7 protein-coding genes and 1 pseudogene are annotated in these 3,596 nt (G+C 63.8%); 3 read left to right on the top strand and 5 right to left on the bottom strand.

Translation table 11 applies throughout. The features are described 5' to 3' along the window. The 5 genes from VF662_RS04330 to VF662_RS04310 all read right to left on the bottom strand — a co-directional run. Positions 1 to 224 (bottom strand): hypothetical protein (locus VF662_RS04330; protein WP_464138082.1); only part of this gene is annotated, 224 nt, incomplete at its 3' end. Next, positions 224 to 556, bottom strand: coding sequence for a hypothetical protein (locus tag VF662_RS04325; protein WP_464138079.1), 333 nt, complete (start codon positions 554 to 556; stop codon positions 224 to 226). The genes VF662_RS04325 and VF662_RS04330, both read right to left, overlap by 1 nt. 58 nt (positions 557 to 614) lie before the next feature. Continuing rightward, complete coding sequence (locus VF662_RS04320; RefSeq protein WP_464138075.1) at positions 615 to 1,058, bottom strand: bactofilin family protein; 444 nt, start codon at positions 1,056 to 1,058, stop codon at positions 615 to 617. A gap of 473 nt (positions 1,059 to 1,531) precedes the next feature. Further along, positions 1,532 to 1,753, bottom strand: a complete 222-nt coding sequence (locus tag VF662_RS04315) for a hypothetical protein (RefSeq protein ID WP_464138072.1) — start codon at positions 1,751 to 1,753, stop codon at positions 1,532 to 1,534. 65 nt (positions 1,754 to 1,818) lie between these two features. Further along, positions 1,819 to 2,025 (bottom strand): cold-shock protein, encoded by a 207-nt coding sequence (locus VF662_RS04310; protein ID WP_464138069.1) that lies wholly within the window; start codon positions 2,023 to 2,025, stop codon positions 1,819 to 1,821. 440 nt (positions 2,026 to 2,465) lie between these two features. Between VF662_RS04310 and rpsM the strand changes: the two genes are divergently transcribed. The 3 genes and pseudogenes from rpsM to VF662_RS04295 all read left to right on the top strand — a co-directional run. Further along, positions 2,466 to 2,834, top strand: coding sequence for a 30S ribosomal protein S13 (gene rpsM / locus VF662_RS04305; protein ID WP_464138065.1), 369 nt, complete (start codon positions 2,466 to 2,468; stop codon positions 2,832 to 2,834). Between the two features lie 15 nt (positions 2,835 to 2,849). Continuing rightward, complete coding sequence (rpsK, locus tag VF662_RS04300) at positions 2,850 to 3,239, top strand: 30S ribosomal protein S11 (RefSeq protein ID WP_464138063.1); 390 nt, start codon at positions 2,850 to 2,852, stop codon at positions 3,237 to 3,239. Positions 3,240 to 3,330: 91 nt separating this feature from the next. Then, positions 3,331 to 3,596, top strand: a pseudogene (locus tag VF662_RS04295) (DNA-directed RNA polymerase subunit alpha); the annotation flags it as partial.

The raw sequence follows: 3,596 nt of genomic DNA, 5'->3' as shown, positions 1-3,596 counted from the left end.
GGGACGAGCTCGACCGGGGTCAGGCTTTCCGGCGGCTGCGCCTGCCAGACCACCTTGAAGCCCTTCGGCACCCGCCAGCCGCCATAAGCGGTCCTGACGAGGTCGCGCCCGCAGCGGCCGCAGGTGGAAAAATAATAGCCGGCGTTCCAGCGAGCGAGCGGATCGGCCTTATGCCATCCAAGCTCGCATAGCAGCGGCATCTCATGCTGCGGAGCGGACGCCATCAGTCGTCGGGATCACTGAACACGTCGTAGATGCGCTTGGAATCGAGCCGCGCGCGACCGGCGCTGAACGCGGAATCGACGAACGCGATACGTGCCTCCGCCTTCGGATCGTAGAGGTGAATGAAATCGTGGAACTTCGACGCGGAGACGCACTGCACGAGGAAGCCCGGCAGCGCCGGCCGGAGTTCGCTCTCGATGAGCGCGCTCCGGCACAGCGTGTATCTGACCGAGGAATGGCGGGGAGGGGAGCCGACGAGCGCGATCGTCCTGAGGAGCTCCTGCATCTCCTCCAACGCATCGCGCATGTTCGGCTTCTGCTCGACGATGATCACCTTGTGCTGTTCCCGCTCTCAGAATGTTCCCCGGGAGGTTGCCCCCGCCCGGAAGGCTTCAGTCGATGACGACGACTTCCGGCTTGGCATCCCCCGAAGCGGAGGCAGAAGCCGGCGGCTCGACCAGCTTAAGCTTGCTGTCACCGGCCGGCTCTTCGACGGCCTTCCGCTTCATGTTGCCTTCGACCATGCCGCCGTTGGCGACGCGAAGGCGATCGTAGGTGATGTCGCCGGTGACGCGGGCAGTTGCCTCCACCGCGAGATCCTTGGTCTCGATCGCACCGTCGACGGCGCCGGAGACGCGGACGCGGTCGGCGAAGATCTTGCCGTTCACCGAGCTGCTCTCGCCCAGGATCAGGGTGGCGCAGCGAACGTCGCCGTTGACTCGGCCCTCGATGTGGAGATCCACGGACGCTTCGATGTTGCCGGTGATGATGATGTCGGCACCGATGACCGACATCTGGCCGCGCTCCGTTTTGTCCCGCTGATCCGAGTTGTCCATTTTCTTCGCCTCTCCCGTCTGGTCCCCGCCCGGCTGGCCCGGCCGCTGATTTTCACGTGTGCGTGCAAAAGTGTTCTGCATAAATCCCCTTGTCCACAGCTGCTCTGCCGCCCTCGTGCCGGTGAGCTGAGCTTGAACAATACATGAGCGACCCACGTCCCTCAAAACATTTCTAAAATCTGAAAATTTTGCCCCCATCTGGGACAAAGCGTCACGCGTTTATTGATGCGGGGAACAAGTTCGCCGGGGGAGACGCACAATCAGGAGGGCGGCTGGGACGTGAAGTCTTCAGCACGTCAGAATAGGCGTTAACCATGTTACGCGTCTTCTATTGGAAGGCGGTCGAATAGGGCGGGACGCGTCGCGGCTTTGCACGCGACCAGAGGAAACGGACGCCGCGTCCTCACCGGGACTCGGCCTCCGCTGATGCGCTTCTTGTCGATTGTAAGCTCCCGCCTGTGCGGAAGCGTCCGTCAGCTGCTCTTGGTGCCGAGCGGGATCGCCATGCCGGCGGCCGCCTTTTCGGCGAGGAGCTTTTCGCGCATCCGCTCACCGCGTTCGACCCGGTCCGCCATCTGTGTCCAGGCAGCTTCGGAGCGAAGGCAGCGATCACGGACGTTGTCGAGGGTGGCCGCTTCGGCGTCGGCGCGGGCTTCCGCGGCGCGAGCGAGATAGAAATCCTGATTGGACGACATGACGGCCTTTCGCTTCGTTGGGAGAGCGGGCGGCGGGAACCGTTCGGCTCCCGCCGGAGACCGGCTTAGGCGCTCTGGAGATTGACGGCGCTGGTCTTGCCGCGCCGGTCTTCCTCGAGTTCGTAGCTCACGCGCTGATCGCGATCGAGGGTGGTCATTCCGGCGCGTTCTACGGCCGAGATGTGCACGAAGGCGTCGTTGCCGCCGCCCTCAGGCTGGATGAAGCCGTAGCCCTTGTCGATGTTGAAGAATTTCACGGTGCCGATCGGCATGGTCTTTTCCTTGAGTCGTTATAGTGGTCGGGTCGAAGCCGTGCGGCTCCGGCCTGCGGGAGTAGCTTGGTGAGAAGGAAAAGGAGCGTCAGCGCCAAAATCCGTCGCATGCGACTTCAGCGGGATTGCTGTGCATTATTACGGCAGCAAAAGCAAATCAGCCCGGAGCCTCGCGGCGCGCACGCATCGATTTCGCGCCTCGATGATATGGCATCTTCACACGCACGCGCAGCCGCTTCGAAGACGCAATTACCCGCTCCAATCTCCTCTGCCTGCTGTTGACATCGCTGGCCTGCTTACCTATCTGCCGCTCATCCCGATCAACCGGTCACCCGGCGGCGCATGACGTGCGCGCGTCGGCTATGCTCGTTTGGCGGGACCTCAAAAGCGCTGAGATGGGAGGGGCAGCCAGCCCTCCTGTGGAGCAGGAGATAAATTGAATGGCACGTATCGCTGGGGTTAACATCCCGACCAACAAGCGCGTCGAAATCGCGCTGACCTACATCCACGGCATTGGGCGCACCAAGGCCAGGGAAATCACCGCCAAGCTCGGAATCGCGTCCGAGCGCCGGGTCCAGGACCTCACCGACCAGGAAGTGCTCCAGATCCGCGAGTCGATCGACGCCGACTACACCGTCGAGGGCGATCTTCGCCGCCAGGTCGCGATGAACATCAAGCGCCTGATGGACCTCGCCTCCTACCGCGGCCTCCGTCACCGCAAGGGCCTTCCGGTCCGCGGCCAGCGCACGCACACCAATGCGCGCACCCGCAAGGGCAAGGCCAAGCCGATCGCCGGCAAGAAGAAGTAAGCAGGGGTTCGGATAATGGCACAGGCACCGCAGCGTCTCCGCAGGCGCGAGCGCAAGAACATCACCGCCGGCGTCGCTCACGTGAACGCCAGCTTCAACAACACGATGATCACCATCACGGACGCGCAGGGCAACGCAATCGCGTGGTCTTCGGCCGGCATGATGGGCTTCAAGGGCAGCCGCAAGTCGACGCCCTATGCCGCCCAGGTCGCCGCCGAAGATGCGGGCAAGAAGGCTGCCGAGCACGGAGTCCGCACGCTCGAGGTCGAAGTGAAGGGTCCGGGTTCGGGCCGCGAGAGCGCGCTCCGCGCCCTCCAGTCGGTCGGCTTCCAGATCACGTCGATCCGCGACGTCACCCCGATCCCGCACAACGGCGTCCGCCCCTCCAAGCGCCGCCGCGTGTGATGGCTTCGGCCGAAGTGGTACTTCGGCCGAGGTAGAAGAAGAAGTTCAGAAATCTGGAGGCGGACGCGCCTCCTAACGCCAGAGGAACCACATGGCCGTCAACGCAAAGAACTGGCAGGAAATGAAGAAGCCCAACGCTCTCGAGAAGCGCGCCGCAGGCGATGCGCGCCGCAAGGCGACCTTCGTCGCCGAGCCGCTCGAGCGCGGTTTCGGCCTGACGCTCGGCAACTCGCTGCGCCGCGTGCTTCTGTCCTCGCTCCAGGGCGCCGCGGTCACCTCGATGCGGATCGAAGGCGTGCTGCACGAATTCTCGTCGCTCGCCGGCGTCCGCGAAGACGTGACCGACATCGTCTTGAA

Source organism: Allosphingosinicella sp. (assembly GCF_036387215.1).
Classification (GTDB): domain Bacteria; phylum Pseudomonadota; class Alphaproteobacteria; order Sphingomonadales; family Sphingomonadaceae; genus Allosphingosinicella.
Note: the sequence above shows the minus strand (reverse complement) of the source record. Positions and strands in the feature narration are given on the sequence as shown.